Origin of the sequence: Bartonella sp. SD1336NMGDW (assembly GCF_042193565.1) — a bacterium.
Classification (GTDB): Bacteria; Pseudomonadota; Alphaproteobacteria; order Rhizobiales; family Rhizobiaceae; genus Bartonella; species Bartonella grahamii.
In genome coordinates this window covers 1-1,700 of sequence record NZ_JBHILW010000063.1, presented here as the reverse complement: position 1 = coordinate 1,700, position 1,700 = coordinate 1, and the positions used below count along the sequence as shown (strand labels likewise).

Here is a 1,700-nt window from a genome sequence, read left to right as displayed (position 1 = left end):
AAGCCCCCAAGGTTACCTTTCTTGACGCCACCAAAATCTCTTAATGCTCTAATTCGGTGAAGCGTAAATCCATCAACATTAATTGTTTCATCAGTAAGTTCATATTTTCTCATCTGGTTTGTTTTCTAGTTGAGATTCTTCTATCGTCATCAATCCAGTCGTCCCAACATACACATGCTTCACCGTAAATTTTTGCATGACCGTAAACATGCGCATCACCGTAAACTTGCGCATTGCCGTAAACACGCGCCCTATCGTAAATGTATGGCTCTTCGTAAACTTGTGCATTGCCATAAACTTCTGCATTATCAAAAACGTGCGGTTCACCGCAAATATATGCATCACCGTAAACTTCTGCATGACCGTAAATGCATGGTTCATCGAAAACTTCTGCTTTGCCATAAATACGAGAATTGTCGTAAACCTCGGCATAACCGTAAACATGTGCATTTTCGTAAACCTTAGCATCATCATAAACCTTGGCATAACCCCCAACCCAGCAATTGCCATCATGACTTAGATTGTCTTCTTTCTCGATATAGCCGCCAAGATCACCTTTCTTGACGTCCCCCAAATCTCTCAATGCGCGAATGCGGTGGAGAGTTTTGCGCCCAATTTCAATTGTTTCATCAGTCAGTTCGTATTTTTTCATCTGGTCTTTTCTCCAGTTGATATGGCGTTATAGTCATCAACGTGTGCGCTACGGTAAACTTTTGCATCACCGTAAACTTTTGCTTCTCCGTAAATTTCTGCCTTATCGTAAACACGTGCTTCATCGTAAACGCGTGCATCATCGTAAACTTTTGCACGCCCATGAACATGTGCATTGCCAAAAACCAAGGCATCACCAAAAACCTTGGCATAACCGTAAACCTCTGCATTATGGGAAACGCATGCATTACCGTAAACGTGTGCATGATCATAAATTTTAGCATCACCATAAATCCTTGCACTATCGCCTACATGTCCGTCTTTAATTTTTGCATTGCCATAAACTTCTGCCTTATCGGAAACGTATGCATAACCATAAACATGTGCATTTTCTAAAACTTTTGCATAATCGTAAACGCGTGCACAACCGTAAACCTCTGCCTTATCGTAAATACGTGCTTCATCGAAAACGCGTGCACAATCGTAAACTTCTGCCCTACCGTAAACTTCTGCATCACCGTAAACTTTTGCTTCTCCATAAATTTCTGCACGACCGTAAACGCGCGCTTCATCGAAAACGTGTGCGCTCTCGTAAACATGTGCATTATCGGAAACTTTTGCTTCATCGAAAACAAGTGCATTGCCATAAACACGTGCATCTCCAAAAACACAAGCCTTATACCAAATCCAACAATTGCCCTCATGGGATAAGTTGCCTTCATGCTCTATAAGACCGCCTAGGTCGTCTGCTTTAATACCACCAAAGTCTCGTAAGGCACGAATGCGGTGGAGAGTTTTGCCATCAACCTCAGTTGTTTCATCAGTAAGTTCATATTTCTTTTCCATGGTTTATTTCCTTGATTTGCGCACAATCCACCCGTAGCGTGAATCATGCATTACTTAAAAGTTGTTAGTAAATGGGTGGGGGTGCTGGGAGGAGAGAGCACCCCCATAGGTTTAAGCAGCTTTTGTCAAAATCTTTTGCATCTCTTGTTCTATTTCCCCTAAAAAGATTTCGACCGCTTTATTAATCTCTTCAATGTGTTTCT

General features: G+C 41.8%; 2 protein-coding genes and 1 pseudogene. All 3 read right to left on the bottom strand.

The features are described 5' to 3' along the window. Positions 1-109: 109 nt before the first annotated feature. Positions 110-652, bottom strand: a complete 543-nt coding sequence (locus ACFIKH_RS09075) for a hypothetical protein (RefSeq protein ID WP_375671528.1) — start codon at positions 650-652, stop codon at positions 110-112. Beyond that, positions 649-1,497: a hypothetical protein gene (locus tag ACFIKH_RS09070; protein ID WP_375671527.1), complete on the bottom strand. Its 849-nt coding sequence runs from the start codon at positions 1,495-1,497 to the stop codon at positions 649-651. The genes ACFIKH_RS09075 and ACFIKH_RS09070 overlap by 4 nt, the downstream gene beginning before the upstream one ends. Before the next feature lie 111 nt (positions 1,498-1,608). Further along, positions 1,609-1,700, bottom strand: a pseudogene (locus tag ACFIKH_RS09065) (exonuclease); the annotation flags it as partial.

Excerpts from the sequence above, each read along its gene's own strand:
- ACFIKH_RS09070 (WP_375671527.1), bottom strand. The coding sequence starts at position 1,497 with ATGGAAAAGAAATATGAACTTACTGATGAAACAACTGAGGTTGATGGC.
- ACFIKH_RS09075 (WP_375671528.1), bottom strand. The coding sequence starts at position 652 with ATGAAAAAATACGAACTGACTGATGAAACAATTGAAATTGGGCGCAAA.